The organism is Stappia sp. P2PMeth1 (genome assembly GCF_900185735.1).
Lineage (GTDB): Bacteria > Pseudomonadota > Alphaproteobacteria > Rhizobiales > Stappiaceae > Stappia.
Map to the genome: position 1 here is coordinate 70,013 of NZ_FYAW01000040.1, position 14,715 is coordinate 84,727.

At 66.6% G+C, this 14,715-nt stretch carries 17 protein-coding genes; 12 read left to right on the plus strand and 5 right to left on the minus strand.

The window, feature by feature from the left end; genetic code table 11:
- Positions 1 to 67: 67 nt before the first annotated feature.
- The 5 genes from P2PM1_RS21950 to P2PM1_RS21970 all read left to right on the plus strand — a co-directional run bounded on the left by P2PM1_RS21950 (position 68) and on the right by P2PM1_RS21970 (position 3,077).
- Positions 68 to 673: a hypothetical protein gene (locus P2PM1_RS21950; RefSeq protein ID WP_186400554.1), complete on the plus strand. Its 606-nt coding sequence runs from the start codon at positions 68 to 70 to the stop codon at positions 671 to 673.
- Between the two features lie 2 nt (positions 674 to 675).
- Positions 676 to 1,275, plus strand: coding sequence for a hypothetical protein (locus P2PM1_RS21955; RefSeq protein WP_186400555.1), 600 nt, complete (start codon positions 676 to 678; stop codon positions 1,273 to 1,275).
- Positions 1,276 to 1,282: 7 nt separating this feature from the next.
- On the plus strand, positions 1,283 to 1,846 hold the full coding sequence (locus tag P2PM1_RS21960; protein WP_186400556.1) for an AAA family ATPase: 564 nt from the start codon (positions 1,283 to 1,285) through the stop codon (positions 1,844 to 1,846).
- 327 nt (positions 1,847 to 2,173) lie between these two features.
- Positions 2,174 to 2,512, plus strand: a complete 339-nt coding sequence (locus P2PM1_RS21965; RefSeq protein ID WP_186389869.1) for an antitoxin Xre/MbcA/ParS toxin-binding domain-containing protein — start codon at positions 2,174 to 2,176, stop codon at positions 2,510 to 2,512.
- Between the two features lie 7 nt (positions 2,513 to 2,519).
- A complete protein-coding gene (locus P2PM1_RS21970) occupies positions 2,520 to 3,077 on the plus strand; it encodes an RES family NAD+ phosphorylase (RefSeq protein ID WP_186400557.1) in 558 nt (185 codons plus the stop codon).
- Positions 3,078 to 3,155: 78 nt separating this feature from the next.
- On the opposite strand, the gene bmt is transcribed toward P2PM1_RS21970, so the two are convergent.
- The 4 genes from bmt to coaD all read right to left on the minus strand — a co-directional run bounded on the left by bmt (position 3,156) and on the right by coaD (position 5,985).
- Entirely contained in the window at positions 3,156 to 4,169 is a 1,014-nt protein-coding gene (gene bmt / locus P2PM1_RS21975) for a betaine--homocysteine S-methyltransferase (protein ID WP_186400558.1), read from the minus strand.
- Positions 4,170 to 4,380: 211 nt separating this feature from the next.
- Positions 4,381 to 4,818, minus strand: coding sequence for a peptidylprolyl isomerase (locus P2PM1_RS21980; protein WP_186400595.1), 438 nt, complete (start codon positions 4,816 to 4,818; stop codon positions 4,381 to 4,383).
- A gap of 80 nt (positions 4,819 to 4,898) precedes the next feature.
- A complete protein-coding gene (locus tag P2PM1_RS21985) occupies positions 4,899 to 5,441 on the minus strand; it encodes a peptidylprolyl isomerase (protein WP_186400559.1) in 543 nt (180 codons plus the stop codon).
- Between the two features lie 37 nt (positions 5,442 to 5,478).
- Entirely contained in the window at positions 5,479 to 5,985 is a 507-nt protein-coding gene (gene coaD, locus P2PM1_RS21990) for a pantetheine-phosphate adenylyltransferase (RefSeq protein ID WP_186389873.1), read from the minus strand.
- Positions 5,986 to 6,112: 127 nt separating this feature from the next.
- Here coaD and P2PM1_RS21995 point away from each other — a divergent pair, with 127 nt between their 5' ends.
- The gene (locus tag P2PM1_RS21995) at positions 6,113 to 6,631 is read left to right on the plus strand and encodes a GNAT family N-acetyltransferase (RefSeq protein WP_186400560.1); all 519 of its coding nucleotides are present in this window, start codon (positions 6,113 to 6,115) and stop codon (positions 6,629 to 6,631) included.
- On the opposite strand, the gene P2PM1_RS22000 is transcribed toward P2PM1_RS21995, so the two are convergent.
- Positions 6,621 to 7,526, minus strand: a complete 906-nt coding sequence (locus P2PM1_RS22000; RefSeq protein ID WP_244301594.1) for a DMT family transporter — start codon at positions 7,524 to 7,526, stop codon at positions 6,621 to 6,623. The two genes, P2PM1_RS21995 and P2PM1_RS22000, sit on opposite strands and share 11 nt — an antisense overlap.
- Before the next feature lie 151 nt (positions 7,527 to 7,677).
- Between P2PM1_RS22000 and P2PM1_RS22005 the strand changes: the two genes are divergently transcribed.
- The 6 genes from P2PM1_RS22005 to P2PM1_RS22030 all read left to right on the plus strand — a co-directional run bounded on the left by P2PM1_RS22005 (position 7,678) and on the right by P2PM1_RS22030 (position 14,501).
- Complete coding sequence (locus P2PM1_RS22005; RefSeq protein WP_186400562.1) at positions 7,678 to 8,388, plus strand: helix-turn-helix transcriptional regulator; 711 nt, start codon at positions 7,678 to 7,680, stop codon at positions 8,386 to 8,388.
- A 353-nt stretch (positions 8,389 to 8,741) separates the two neighbouring features.
- Positions 8,742 to 9,584: a hypothetical protein gene (locus P2PM1_RS22010; protein WP_186400563.1), complete on the plus strand. Its 843-nt coding sequence runs from the start codon at positions 8,742 to 8,744 to the stop codon at positions 9,582 to 9,584.
- A gap of 42 nt (positions 9,585 to 9,626) precedes the next feature.
- Positions 9,627 to 10,634 (plus strand): polysaccharide deacetylase family protein, encoded by a 1,008-nt coding sequence (locus P2PM1_RS22015; RefSeq protein ID WP_244301596.1) that lies wholly within the window; start codon positions 9,627 to 9,629, stop codon positions 10,632 to 10,634.
- Positions 10,635 to 10,871: 237 nt separating this feature from the next.
- Positions 10,872 to 12,335 (plus strand): TIGR03808 family TAT-translocated repetitive protein, encoded by a 1,464-nt coding sequence (locus tag P2PM1_RS22020; protein ID WP_186400565.1) that lies wholly within the window; start codon positions 10,872 to 10,874, stop codon positions 12,333 to 12,335.
- Between the two features lie 210 nt (positions 12,336 to 12,545).
- Entirely contained in the window at positions 12,546 to 12,836 is a 291-nt protein-coding gene (locus P2PM1_RS22025; RefSeq protein WP_186400566.1) for a hypothetical protein, read from the plus strand.
- Positions 12,837 to 13,154: 318 nt separating this feature from the next.
- On the plus strand, positions 13,155 to 14,501 hold the full coding sequence (locus tag P2PM1_RS22030; protein ID WP_186400567.1) for an FAD-dependent oxidoreductase: 1,347 nt from the start codon (positions 13,155 to 13,157) through the stop codon (positions 14,499 to 14,501).
- The last annotated feature ends 214 nt before the right edge of the window (positions 14,502 to 14,715 follow it).

Below are 14,715 nucleotides of genomic sequence, written 5' to 3' on the forward strand. Positions count from 1 at the left end.
CCTGCCGACAAGACGGACGGGACCGGCCGGCGTTCCCCGCGCCGGTCCCCTTCCGCCGGAGTTTCCCATGGCATCCTGTCTGTTTCTCAAGCCGATCAAGGGCGCGGGCGGCGACCTGCCGGACATTTCCGGCTTCGTCGACGATCTCGACCAGATCGACCATTACGCGCTGGAAGGGGCCGACCTGTCGGCCTATCGGGCGCTGCTCGTTCCCGCCCATCTCGACCAGCGTTACTTCGGAACGCTGGCGGGCAAGATCTCCGCCTTTCTCGACGGCGGCGGCACGCTGGTCTTCAACGGCCATGTCGCCTGGCCGATGCTGCCGGAGTTCGCTCCCTTCGTGGTGCTGCCGAAGGTGACGCTGGCGACGCTGGAGGTGCACCGGATGACCGATCACCCGGTCTTTGCCGGGGTCGACGCGCGCGAGCTGACCTTTCGCCGCGGCGTTGCCGGCTTCTACGCGCGCGGCCACAACCCGCCGCCGCCGGGCGCCATACCGCTGCACGGGCTGGGGCCGGAGCGGGCGCCCTGTGACTGGCTCTACCACCGCCCGGCCGGCGGGCGCATCCTCATGCATGCCGGCAACGACCTTTGGATGTATGCCGGCTCCAGCGACACCACGGCGCGGATCGTGCCGCAACTGTGCCGCTGGGCGGCCGGACAGGAGGCTTGAGCATGGCGCGCATCACCGCCCTCGACAGCGGCACCTATTACCACCACCGCTCGCTCTACGAGCCGCGCTACCGCGACCATTTCGACGAGATCGTCTATATCCGCGACCTCGCCGGAACCGACCTCTCCGCGCACGAACTGATCCTGGTCTCCTGCCGCACCGATCCCTCGCAACTGATCCCCTGCCGGGCACAGTTCGCCGACTATCTCACCAGTGGCGGCACCGTCATCGCCATGGGCTCGACCGGCCAGCCCGCCTGGCTGCCCGGCGTCTCCTGGCACGACACGCCGACGAATTTCTGGTGGTGGAAGGAAGGCGGCAGCCTCGGCCTGAAGATCGCCGCCCCCGAGCATCCGCTGTTCGGCCACATCACCCTCGCAGATGCCACCTGGCACCATCACGGCCATTTCGACGTGCCAGAGGGCGCCGTCAGCCTGCTCGACGTGGACGGCAAGGGCTCCGTGCTCTACGACGACGAGGTCACCACACCGGGGCGGATGATCGTCACCGCGCTCGATCCGATGTATCATCACGGCAGCCATTTCATGCCGGCGACGACGCGCTTCCTCGACGGCTTCCTGCCCTGGCTGAAGAGCCTTTGAGCCGCCCATGACCCGTGCGGGCCGCATCTACATCACCGGCGCCTCCTGCGCCGGCGTCACCACGCTCGGCGCGGCGCTCGCCGCCCGCCTCGGCATGCCGCAGTTCGATGTCGACGACTATTACTGGCTGCCGACCGACCCGCCCTTCACCGACAAGCGCCCGCCGGACGAGCGCGTGCGCCTGATCGCCGCCGACATGGCCGAAGTGGAGCAGGCAAAGGGCCGCGGCTGGGTGCTGACCGGCTCGTTCGACGGTTGGGGCGATGCCCTGATCGAGGAGGTCGACCTGATCGTCTTCGTGGCGACGCCGACGCCCCTGCGGATGGAGCGTCTCAGGGCGCGCGAGCGCCAGCGCTACGGCACCCGCATCGATCCGGGCGGCGACATGCACGAGATCCATACGGCCTTCGCCGCATGGGCCGCCAGCTACGACACTCACGGCTTTTCGGGCCGCAACCGCGCCCGCCACGAGGAGTGGCTCGTCGCCCAGACCGCCCCTGTCCTCCGCCTCGACGGCAGCCGGAGCGTCGAGGAGCTGGTGGAGCGGGTGGTGGGGATACCGCCCCTATAGCTTCCAAAGGAAATTGGTCTTCTGAGGCTGAACGCCAGCGAAGCGATAGGCCGCGGCTCTGGCGGTCACCGTGACCGGGCACGCGTGCCAGTGCACGAGCGGCGCCGGCCAAGTGAATTCCATATCGATTTCACATCTTTCCTCTGATGAAATTATTTTGTAATCTAGGTTTGAACAGAGGCAGGCGTAGCGCTCTCGCGAGCGACTGGAGAAGATGCAGTCTGTGCTCGACGACTTTCACGGCACGATAAGCGAGGCTCCTCGCCTCCGCACGCCGCGACGTCGACCGCAAAGCTCCTCCACCGCCACGTCCAGAAGGAACTCACGATGAGTACCGCAGTTGCCCGTATCCTCGACGATCTCCGGTCGCGCGGCGGCCTTCAGGGGAAGGATATCGCGAATATCGTCGATGTCTCGACAGCGACTGTGTCCCGCTGGACGCGGGGAACCGGATCGCCCAACTTAAGAACCCAGACGGTTATTGCCGATTTGCGGTATGTCGTGGACAGGCTTTCGGACTTCTACACCGCCGACGAGACCCGTCTTTGGCTGCATTCCCGGCACCCGCTGTTGAACGGCGAGAGAGCCATCGACTTGATAAATGCCGACCGGACCGAGGAAGTGCTCGCCGTGATCGAGCGCCTCGACGCCGGCGCTTACATCTGAGCAGTCGATGGTAGAGCGACGCGCACGGGATATCGAACTGCTTGACGCTCTGGACGCCCAGGCTCGTGTCTCGTTCGAGGGCGATGTCTGGCGCATCGTACGCGCCGGGCGTGACGTGCTGGAAGGATCTGCGCCCCAAGCCAGATGGGACCCGGGCACGTTCGATGTCCTTTACACGTCCCTCGAACGGGACGGCGCGCTGGAAGAAATTCACTTTCATTTGAGCCGGCAACCGGTCTTCCCGTCAAAGCTGCAGTCCGTCCTGCACCGGATATCGGTAAAAACCCGCCGAACGCTCAAACTCGCCGATTTCGCAGCGTTGTCCGCGTTGGGAATCGTCCCCGAGCGTTACGGAGACTTGAGCTATGAACGCAGCCAGGAAATCGCGGATGCCGCCTTCTTCCTGGACTTCGATGGACTACTGGCTCCCAGCGCCAGATGGGAGTGTCAAAACCTGATCCTGTTTATGGATCGCGTCGAGCCGGGAGACCTGACCGTTCTGGAGGCCGAGGCTGTCGATTGGGCCGCCTGGAGAAAAAGCCGGCAGGAAAGGCGCGGGACATAACGTCCGAGCCCGCCTTCGAGCCCTGACCGGATCCGGACAGAACGGACGCATCTCAGCGCCCCCTCTGCGCGTCGGCCCTCACCCCCTCCTGCGTCGCCGTCTTCCGCCCTCGCCGTCCCCGCCGTCGGTGGAGCTTGCTGCCGGCGGGGAGACCAGCGGGCCGAGGCGGGCGACGACATCGGCAACGCTCGGGCGCGGGCCCTTCTCGTACCCGTCGAGCGCCTGGCGCATCGCCGCAAGGTGGGCATAGGAGGTGCCGCAGCAGCCGCCGATGATCCGCGCGCCGGCATCGACCGCGAGCCGCGCATAGTCGGCCATCAGTTCCGGCGTGCCGGTATAGACCACCTCGTCGCCGCGAATGACCGGGATGCCGCAATTCGCCTTGGCGACGACGATGGCGTCCGGATGGTCGCGGGTGATTTCCAGCACGGCGGCCAGCAGGTCCGAGGCGCCGACGCCGCAATTCGAGCCATAGGCGACGGGGGCGCAGGCGAATTCGCCGGCAAGGTCGGCAAGGCCGCTCGGCGGCAGGCCCATCATCGTGCGCCCGGCCGTGTCGAAGCTCGCCGTCACCACGAAGGGCATGCCGACCTTGGCTGCGGCTTCCGCGGCCGCGCGCATTTCCTCCGGTGCCGACATGGTCTCGATCCAGGCGACATCCGCGCCGCCCGCCTTCAGCCCTTCCGCCTGCTCGGCAAAGGCCTCGACCGCCTCCTCAAAAGTGAGCGCGCCGAGCGGGACGAACAGCTCGCCGGTCGGGCCGATGGAGCCGCCGACGATCACCTCGCGCCCGGCCTCCGCCGCCACTTGCCGGGCCAGCTCCGCCGCCGCCTTGTTCAGCTCGTGCACGCGCCCTTCCAGCTTGTGCAGCTTCAGCCGGTGGCGATTGGCGCCGAACGTGTTGGTCAGGATGATGTCGGCGCCGGCCTCGACGAACTTGCGGTGCAGGGTGCGGATCTTCTCCGGCTCTGTGACGTTCCACTCTTCCGGCGGATCGCCGGAGGTCAGCCCCATGTCGAAGAGATTGGTGCCGGTCGCGCCGTCGGCCAGCAGCGTGCCCTTCTGCGCCAGGAGATCGTCAAGCTTGCTCATGGTCCTGTCCTGTTATCCGGCCCGGTTTCTGGCGCGATCTTCCGGCCGGTTTCTGGCCCGATCTTCCCTGATTTGTCCGCCGACTATGTCGCCTGCGCCCCGTTTCCACAATCCGGGACAAGGACACCATTGGCGGAAGCGGCGGCCTCACGAAAAGGGGCAGGCGCCGTCCGGCCCCTGCCCCGATCTGCGTCGCCGTGCTTGTTGCGCGTTACGCGATGTCGGCCGCGACCTTCATCGAGACGATCTTGTCCGGATTGACCACCGGCTCGCCGCGCTTGATCTTGTCGACATTCTCCATGCCTTCCGTGACCTCGCCCCAGACCGTGTACTGGCGGTCGAGGAAGCGGGCATCGGTGAAGCAGATGAAGAACTGGCTGTCGCCGGAATTCGGGTCCTGGGCGCGGGCCATCGAGCAGGTGCCGCGCACATGCGGCTCGGCGTTGAACTCGGCGCGCAGCTTCTTGCCCGAGCCGCCGGTGCCGGTGCCGCGCGGGCAGCCGGTCTGGGCCATGAAGCCCTCGATCACCCGGTGGAAGACGATGCCGTCGTAAAAGCCCTCGCGCGCCAGTTCCTTGATGCGCGCGACATGGTTCGGCGCCAGATCCGGGCGCATCTCGATGACGACCTGGCCCTGGGTGGTCTCCATCACCAGCGTGTTTTCTGCATCCTTGTAGTCGGCCACCCTCGGTCTCCTTGGTTTTGGTGTGGTGTTGCGGTTTGGTCGGGTCAGTTGGCGTCGGTGGCGACGCGCATGCGCACGATCTTGTCCGGGTTCTGCACCGGCTCGCCGCGCTTGATCTTGTCGACGTGCTCCATGCCCTCGATCACCTCGCCCCAGACGGTGTACTGGCGGTTCAGCCAGTCGCCATCGGCGAACATGATGAAGAACTGCGAGTTGGCGCTGTCCGGGTCCTGGCCCCGCGCCATGCCGAGCGTGCCGCGGCGGAACGGCTCGCCGGTGAATTCGCCCTTGAGGTCCGGCAGGTCGGACTTGCCCATGCCGGTGCCGGTCGGATCGCCGGTCTGCGCCATGAAGCCGTCGATCACCCGGTGAAAGACGATGCCGTCGTAAAAGCCCTGGCTCGCCAGCGTCTTGATGCGCTCGACATGCTTCGGCGCCAGGTCCGGCCGCAGGCGGATCACCACCCGCCCGTCCTTCAGGTCGAGCAGCAGCGTGTTTTCGGGATCGGTGGTCTGCGCCGCTGCGGGCGACATCGCGAGCGTTGCGGCAAGGACAAGCGCGGAAAGGAACGAAAGCAGGCGTGCCATGGAGGAAGTCTCCCGCAGAGGGGGTTGAAACGGGGTGTCAGCGCGGGGCGGCCAGCCGTTCGGCCAGGCGCTCCGCAACGTGAGCCGGAACGAAATGACGGACGTCGCCGCCCATCTTGGCGATCTGCCTGACCAGCGTGGCGGTGATGTGGCGGACCTCCGGCGAGGCCGGCAGAAACACCGTCTGCACCTCCGGCGCCAGCGAGCGGTTCATGCCGGCCATCTGCATCTCGTAGTCGAGGTCGGTGCCGTCGCGCAGGCCCCGCACCAGGAAGGCCGCGCCATTGCGCCGCGCCGTCTCGATGACCAGATCGTCGAAGGCGATCACCTCGATGCGCGCCGCATCCGCCGCGCCGAAGGCCTCGCGCGCGATGCGGGCGATCATCTCCACCCGCTCCTCGAAGGCGAACATCGGCGACTTGCCGGGATGGACGCCGATGGCGACGACCACCTTGTCGGCAAGGTCGAGCGCGTGGCGCAGAATGTCGACATGGCCGTTGGTGACGGGGTCGAACGAGCCGGGATAGAGCGCGGTGCGTGTCATGCCGCCGATGTACAGGGCGCGCCGCTTTCAGGCAAGCGGGACGAAGGGCTTGCGGCGCCCTCCTTGCACGCGGCGCCTCCGCCGGTAAAACGGTGAGAGCCCCACCGAACGACGAGATATCCCCCCAATGCCGACCATGCCGACCCTGCCGACCTTCCACACCGCCCGCCTCACTGTGCGGCCGCGCAGCCTCGCCGACCTGCCCGCCTGCCTTGCCATGGACCGCGATCCCGAGGTGACGCGGTTCGTGCCGCGCCCCTGGTCCGATCCCGCCGGCCACGAGGCCTTCGTGCGCGGGCGGATGGAGGCCGATTACGGGCGGGGCCTCGGCTACTGGTCGGTGGTCCCGCGCGAGCGGCCGGAGCATTTCCTCGGCTGGATCCTGCTGATCCCCTGCGACGGCATCGGCCCGGAAATCGAGATCGGCTGGCGCTTTATCCGCGGCGCCTGGGGCAAGGGCCTTGCGACCGAGGCGGCACGGCCGGTCCTTGCCCATGCACTGGGCACGCTGGCGCTCGACCGGGTCGTCGCCGAAATCCACCCGGACAATGGAGGCTCCGTCCAGGTCGCGCTGAAGCTCGGCATGACCGAGGAGGGCGTGATCGACAAGGACGGCACGGCCTGGCGCTCCTTCGTCATGCGGTAGCGGCGGCGCGGCGGCGGGCGGGCAGCGTCATGGCGATGACACCGGCGACGACGCAGCCCAGCCCGATCCAGGCCGTCGGGCTCAGCGTCTCGCCGAGAAACACCATGCCGATCGCCACCCCGATCGGGACGCGCAGATAGGACTGCGCCGTGGTGCCGACCGAACCGAGCGTCTGGACCAGCCGGAAATAGATCACGAAGGCCAGGGCGGTGGAGACCACCGCAAGGGCGATCAGCGCGAGGACGGAGGCGGAGCTGGGCTCCAGCCGCCACGGCTGGTCGACAAGCAGGCTCGCCGGGACAAGCACGAAGGCGCCGCAGATCAGCGATCCGGCGGCGGGCATCATCGGATCGAGATCCTTGAACCCCTTGCCGAAGATCGCCGCCCCGGCATAGCAGACGGAGGCCGCGACGATGGCCAGTTGCGCCAGCAGCTCGCGGCCGAGCCCGCCGAGCGCCTCGACCCCAATGATCAGGCAGATGCCGACCAGCCCGGCGGCGACGCCGAACAGCTTGCGGCCGGTCACCGCCTCGTGCCGGACGACCAGCACGGTCAGCAGGAAGGCGAAGATCGGCGTCGTCGCGTTGAGGATGGTGGCGAGCCCGGCGTCGGTGGTCTGCTGCGCCCATGCGATCAGCGTGAAGGGCACCACGCTGTTGAGGCAGGCCTGAACCAGGAAGCGGCCCCATGTCCGCCGGTCGCGCGGCAGGCGCAGGCCGCGCCAGCGCAGCACCGCCAGCAGGACCGCCCCGGCGATCAGGGTGCGCGCCGCGATCAGCGTCACCGGCGGGATGGTTTCGACCCCCACCTTGATGAAGCTGTAGGACGCGCCCCACACGGTCGACAGCACCAGCAGCAGCGCCAGTTCCACCGTCATGTTCGTTTGTCTTGGCATGTTCGTTTGTCTTGGCATGATCCGCCTTTCCGCCACAGGTCCGATGCCCGGTTCTAGCGGAGTTCTAGCGGGGTTCTCGCGGCGGATGTTTCGGCCGGCGCCGAACTGTCGGCGACTGACACCGGCCGGCCGGGATGCTATGCCTGCCGGCATGGTGAACATCGCATCCGGCAATACGATCGCGGAGGTGGCGAGCCTGATCGGCGACGCCGCACGGGCCAACATGCTGGCCGCGCTGATGGGCGGCCAGGCGCTGACGGCGGGGGAGCTTGCCCGCCATGCCGGGGTGAGCCCCCAGACGACCAGCGGCCATCTCGCCAGGATGACGGAGGCGCGGCTGCTTGCCGTCGAGAAGCAGGGGCGGCATCGCTATTACCGGCTGGCCTCGGCCGAGGTCGCCCAGGCGATCCATGCCTTGATGGCGGTGGCGTCCGGCGGGCCGAAGCGGCATCGCCCGGTCGGGCCGAAGGACGAGGCCCTGCGCCTGGCGCGAACCTGCTACGATCACATGGCCGGCCGCCTGGCGCTGGCCGTCGCCGACGCTCTGGTGCGCGACGGCCACCTGGTCCTGTCGGACGAGGCCGGATTCGTCACCGAGAGCGGGCGCGGCTTCTTCGGCACGCTCGGCATCGACGTCGCCTCCCTTCGCGCCCGCCGCCCGCTGTGCCGAACCTGCCTCGACTGGAGCGAACGCCGCCCGCATATCGCCGGGCAGCTCGGCGCCGCGCTTCTGGACAGGGTGCTGGAGCGGGGCTGGCTGACCCGTGCGCCGGAAAGCCGTGCGCTGCACCTGACCCGCGCGGGAGAAAGCCGCCTCGTCGCCGCCTTCCGGCTGCCGCCGGACTGGCGGGGCACGACGTGACCCGACCGGGTCGGCTGCAGCGCCGGCCGCACCGGACAGGCTCCAATGCGCGCCTGACCCCGTGCCGCCGAAACCGTTTTACAACGCGGCACTGTCGGGTGACTATCGTCTGTGCACAGACTGTCGCATTCCGGGTGGTATAGACCTCACGTCGCAGCGGCCTGCTGATGGCACAAAAGGCATGGCGCAGTTAAGTCGATGGTAAGACAATCTGCCTATCCTTGGTTGTGAGGATGCAAGGATAAACTTGAGTGATCAGTGTATCTGTTGAAGAATCTCCCGACTATACGGAGACGGCGCGGCTTGCGACGGAAGCATTCGCATCGCCTGATATCGTCTTTGATCCAAACCATGTGCGATGGCTGTACGAGGACTGTTTCTCCGATGGCACCACCGTTGTCCGCCTGACCGAGGTCGAGACCGGGAAAAAGATCGGCCAGATCGCCCTGGTGCATCAGACGGTGCTGGTGAACGGCAGACCGGAAAAGGCCGCAGCCCTGGTCGATCTGTTCATCCTCAAGGAGTGGCGCGGGCGCGAACGTATCCAGATGCTCTATGATGAGGTCGGGCGGCAATTCGCTGCGCACGGCTTCAGGTTCGCTTTCGGAATGCCGAATGCCAAGGCATTGCCGGTCAACGAAAGGTTCTTCAACCTGAAAGCCTTCCTGCGTCTCGAACTCAGGATGGGCCTTGCCATCCCGGCGCGTTCAAAGCGCGTGACCGTCCACGAGCCCTTCGACAGGCAACGCCGCGACCACTTCGTCAGCATCTTCGACCGCTATGCGACCGATCCAGGCGAAACCGGCGTGCCATGGGACGGGCCCTCGCTTTTTGAGCGGCTGTGCGGTCACAAATACACCTACGCCGTCCATGCCACCGACGACCTGCTGCTGATCTCCTCGCCGCGGGAAAGCCGCAAGCTGCCCTACACGCTCGCCGCGGCCTTTCTGCGCGCCACGGGCGCGGCGCCCGCAAGAGCCGATGTGAGGGCGGTGACGCGCGCCGCCTGCGCCTTCTGGCGCCGACCGCTGTTCGTCTATGCCGGCCTCAACCGGGCGCTTCCCGCCGCTCCGGGCCTTCGCCTGCCCGACCGCGTGCGGCCCTCGCCGATGCTCCTGCAGATGCGCGACTTTGCGCCCGAGCGCGGACCGCTCGACTTCTACCGTTTCCAACTGATCGATTTCGATTTTGCCTGAGCCAGAGCCTGGACCACGATGACCCCGAACCTCAAGCGGGCGATGATCACCGCCGGCCTTGAAGCGATCGCGCTGACAGGTGCCGACAGGCTGCTTCCCGGCGCGGCCGGGCGTGGCATGGTCTTCACGCTGCATCATGTGCGCCCGGCCACCAACCGGCCCTATGAGCCGAACGCGCTGCTCTCGATCACGCCGGAGTTCCTCGACGCGGCCATTCGTGAGGCCAGGGAAAGGGGATACGTTCCGCTCGCGCTCGACGAGCTTCCCGATGCGGTTGCCGCGGCGAAGAATGGCGAGCGCTACGTCGCCTTCACCCTCGACGACGGCTGCCGGGACAACGCCGAGCATGCCGCGCCGGTGTTTCGCAGGCACGGCGTCCCGTATACGCTGTTCATCACCAAGGGTCTGGTCGAGCGCACCCACACCATGTGGTGGGAAACCGCCGAGGAGCTGACGCGGACCTGCGACCGGTTCGCGTTCGATTTCGGCGCCGGCATCGAGACCGTTGTCTGCGCCACCACCGCGCAGAAGCACGCGGCCTTTCTCCGGCTCGCGGATTTTATCGAAGCGATCGATGAAGACGCAGCGGTGGCGCGGCTGAATGACGTGGCGGCCGCGCAGGGCGTCGACCCTGCCGCGATCGTTGAAGAGCAGGTGATGGATGCGGATGCCTTGCGCCGGCTCGCCAAGACCGATCCGCTCGCCCGCTTCGGCGTTCACACCGTCTCGCATTGCAACCTCGCCCGGGTCGATGCCGACCGTCTCGAGCGGGAGATCGTCGAGCCCATCGAAGCGATCACGAACTGGACGGGCGTGCAGCCGCGAACGATCGCCTATCCCTACGGATGGAAGCGGGCCTGCACCGCCCGCGAGGCCGCCGCGGCGCGCCGGGCCGGCTTGACGGTCGGCGTCACCACCCAGCCCGGGGTTGTCGATCCTGCGGAAACCCAGGACTGGATGCTGCTGCCCCGCGTGTCCCTGAACGGGCTTTACCAGAAGCGCCGCTATGTGCGGGCGCTGCTCAGCGGCATTCCCTTTCGCCTGATGTGACGCTTCGGCGAGACGTCTTCCGTCTCCCTCTCGGCGTTCCTGCCAGAACTGCCAGGTTTCATTCGGCTTTTATTTGAAAAATCCTTCGTCATCTCACAATTGCCACGCGATAATTCCATGGATTACCAATGATACCACACGCTTGCTGACGCCGCGCTGAGCCCTGCGCCATGGAAGCAGTTCATTCCAATAGCATAATGCTCTCTACATTCTCATAATTGATCAAGGAGCCATCAAATGGCCTACTACCGCATACTCGACGACGCCATTGTAATGGATGACAATACATTCTCTGGAGCCACCAGCGCATCTCTGCAAGCCATCTTCAATCAAGCGGTCAGCAACGGCTTGCCTCTCGTCGCACGGCCAGGAGTCTATAACGCCGCCAATATTTCGGTTACGGGGCCAATCTCGGTTCGAGGCGTTCCTGGCAAAGTCACTTTTCGCATGACGGCCGGAGCCTCGGGGATCCTGTATCTTGGGGCCTTCGAGAAGGCTGAGTTCTATGGGATCATCTTCGATGGCGACGGCCAATCGTTCACCAACGATACGTTGTTGCAGCCGTCGCAGGGCTTGGTGAACATGCGCAAAGACAGCGGTTCGCTGATTAGCAAGGCCGATTTCAACACGTGTACGTTCATAAACTCCACGCAATGCGGCATCGGTGTGAACGAGTGCCGTCTGTTGGTTACCGATTGCGAATTTGCCAACTGTGCGCTGAAGTCCATTGGCGTGATTGCGACCGATGGGGCCAATGTACGTGACAGCCGCTTCGAGGATCAGGACTACGCCCTGCATTTTTCACCGGGAGCCTCAACCAACGTCTCGGTCGAGAACAACGTTGTTCGTCGTTGCAGACGCAACGGAATCGCCTTCGAGCCCTCCGGCAGCGTCAAGATTAACAAGAATATATCTGTCGTTAACAACAAGGTCGAGAAGCTTATATCCGATGATACATGGGCTGTCAGCCGCACCAATCCGGCTTCTACGGGCGCTGAAGGCAACGGCATTCTTACCTATCTTTGCGAAAACGTCGTGATCGAGGGAAATGATGTCTCGGACTGCGAATTTTCGGCCATCCGGAGCAATGTAACGTCCCAGATTACCGTGACCGGAAATATCTGCCGTGGATCTGGCGAGACCGCGCTATACGTTGAGACGGTTGGGATCTCTGTTGGCGAGTTTGGAGCAACAGTGACAAGCAATGTCGTCTATGGCGGCGGCGCTGGTATTTCCGTAGTCAACTTCGACTTCAACGGACGATTTTCGACCATTTCGAACAATGTCGTGCGCGATATCACGGTCAGGACCATAACCTATAGCGGTGGCTCATATGGAACGAGCGGCTCAGGTATCTACGTCGAGGCCGATACCGCAGTGATAGGAAACTCCATTCAAAACACGCACTTCGGCCTCGTGCTTGGAACCAACACATATACGAGCGACCTTAACGCTACGGGAAATGTGATCCGTCAAACGACACTCGGGATCGGCGTGGCCAGTTCAACTCCCAAAGACGTTTTGATCTCCAGCAACTTGATTGCAGGCTTCTCATCTGGAGCAATCAAATCGGTTACCTACACAGGGAGTGGAACACCCCCCTATTCTATAGTAGGAGCGGAACTTTGCCCTGCAAACCTCGGATCATCGAATGTCGGAAACGTACACATTATCGGGAATGTCCGCAGGGCCTCCCTCTGAATTTCACAGTGTGTCCAGAGACCCTCTGTCACCTGACAGCGCCGTATTTCGGGGCGGCATCGGATGACAGAGGGTCTCGAAAGCGCTAGGGCCGCCAAAAGCGCCGCGCCCGTCACCCTCCCCGTTGCCGTCGCGCAACTTCCTGTGAATTTCTGTATCTCGCCTCGCTTTTCTGCTAGACTGTTGCCCACAAGCAATAGGAGGCGCATCATGCGTGGCATCGCAGCTTTGGGCCTTGGCGGCCTCGCCGCCATTGCCGTCTCCCTCGCCGTCGGCGGGCTGACATTCAGCCCCGGGCATCTGGTCAACACCGCGAAGAAGGGCGACCGCATGGCGCGCACGGTGCAGATCGCCTGCGCCGGCAGCACGATGCAGGACGCGGCGCAGGGCTGCGCCGATCTTGCCCGCGGCGTCGATCCGGCCTCTGCCCCGCCCTGGCGGACGCTCGCCGCGCGCGACGGCACCACGACCATTCTCACGCGAACCCGCGTTTCAGAGTGATCCGGCCCTCCTGACCTCGGACACTCTCGAAGAGCGTGGCGGCGGGTCCCCCGGCCCGCCGCCATGTCGTTCGGGGCCTGTCGTTCGCGGCATGTCGTTCCCGGCCGGCGTTCCCGGCCCGTCCGCCTCTCCCTCTCCCTCTCCCCTCTCCCCCCTTCCCCTTCCCCTTCCCCGTCCTGGCGCGCCCGGCAGTCGCCGCGCGCTTTGCGCTTTCGCGCCCGCCCATCCCGGTGCAAGCTCCCGGCGGGCCGCGCCGGAGACACCCGGTCCCCTGGGGAGACGCGCGCGATCCGGCGGCGGCAGGCGGGAGGTGCGGTCATGAGCAGTTCGCCGAACAGACGACAGGTCCTTGCCGGGCTCGCCGCCGTGGCGACATGGGGGGCCGGCGGCGGCCCGCGCGCGCAGGCGCCGCAGCGCGTCCTCGTCCTCGGCGCGGGCATGGCCGGGCTCTCGGCGGCGCGGGCCCTGCAGGAGGCCGGACATGCGGTCACGGTTGTGGAGGCGCGCGCGCGGATCGGCGGGCGTGTCGTCACCTCGCGCCTCTGGGCGGATCTGCCGATGGATCTGGGGGCGAGCTGGATCCACGGCCAGCGCGGCAACCCGCTGACCGCTCTGGCGCGCGAGGCCGGGGCGCGGCTGGTGGCGACCCGTTACGACGCCTCGCTGCTGCTCGGCCCGGACGGGGCGGAGATCGACCCGGACCTGCGGCCGGCCGAGCGCATCCTGCGCCGCGCGCTGGCGGCGGCCGAGCGGCTGCCGGACGATGTCTCGGTGGCGCGGGCGCTCGAAGCCTCCGCCGACTGGCAGGGCGCCGAGGCGCCGCTGCGGCGGCTGGTATCCTATCTGGTGAACAGCACGCTGGAACAGGAATATGGCGGTCCGGCGCGGCTCCTGTCGGCCTGGCACGGGCGGGACGGCGAGGCGTTCGACGGGGCCGACATGCTGTTTCCCGACGGGTTCGACCGGATCGCCGCGCATCTGGCGCGCGGGCTGGACATTCGCCTCTCCGCCGAGGCGAGCGAGATCGCGCCGGGCTCCGTGCGCCTCGCCGACGGCAGCCGGATCGCGGCGGAGCGGATCGTCTGCACCCTGCCGCTGGGCGTGCTGCGCTCGGGCCGCGTGCGCTTTGCCGAACCGCTGGCGCGGGACCGGCAGGCGGCGATCGACGGGCTGGGACTGGGGCTGTTGAACAAGTGCTGGCTGCGCTTCGACCGGGTCCGCTGGCCCGGCGACGTGGACTGGATCGGCTGGCTCGGCCCGCGCGCGGGCTATTGGGGCGAGTGGCTGTCGCTGGCGCGCGCGCTCCGCGCCCCCGTTCTGCTGGGCTTCAATGCCGCCGATCCGGCGGCCGAGATCGAGCGGATGAGCGACCGCGACACCGTCGCCGCCGCGCGCGACAGTCTGCGGGCGATGTTCGGCGCGCGCTTTCCCGCGCCGCGCGCCGCGCAGGTCACCCGCTGGGGGCAGGATCGATACGCGCTCGGCAGCTACAGTTTCAATGCGGTCGGAACCAGCCCCGCGACGCGGCGGGCGCTTGCCGGTGCGGATTGGGACGGGCAGCTCTGGTTTGCGGGAGAAGCGGCCTCGGCCGCCCATTTCGGCACGGTGCATGGCGCAGTGCTGTCGGGGCGGGCGGTCGCCCGCGGCCTGTCCGAGCGGGACTGACCCGACCAAGCCCCGTCGCCGGAGCCGCCCGCCTCATCCCCTTCGCGCGCGCAGCCCCGAAAAAGCGCCGCCCCCCTTGCCGTCGGCCCGTCCCCGTCCCATCTGCAGATCAGGGAGTGCAGGAAAAGCAGGGCGCAACCCTCGCCAGTCCGCCTCCGTACAGGCATGACCCCGACGGCACCGGCATGCGCCTGGCGCATGGCTGGCATGCGAA